General features: G+C 51.1%; 1 rRNA gene. It reads left to right on the top strand.

Going from position 1 to position 237, the window contains the following annotated elements:
- Positions 1–143: 143 nt before the first annotated feature.
- Positions 144–237: ribosomal RNA gene (rrf, locus tag H5S41_RS00515) — 5S ribosomal RNA — on the top strand; the annotation flags it as partial.

The following is a 237-nucleotide window of genomic DNA, read 5'->3' as shown; positions in this document are numbered from 1 at the left end:
GGATGGAAGTGGAAGCGCCGTGAGGCGTGGAGCGGACCATTACTAATCGGTCGAGGACTTAACCAAGGAGCGGTAGGTTTATTGGAAGAAAGGGATAGGATTTAGTTTTGAGAGCACAGGCTCTCGTCCGAAAGGACAAAGAGTGTGGTGATGATGGCTTGAAGGATACACCTGTACCCATGCCGAACACAGAAGTTAAGCTTCAACACGCCGAAAGTAGTTGGGGGATCGCTCCCT

Origin of the sequence: Limosilactobacillus albertensis (assembly GCF_014145555.1) — a bacterium.
Classification (GTDB): domain Bacteria; phylum Bacillota; class Bacilli; order Lactobacillales; family Lactobacillaceae; genus Limosilactobacillus; species Limosilactobacillus albertensis.
This window is presented reverse-complemented; position numbering and strand designations above follow the sequence as displayed.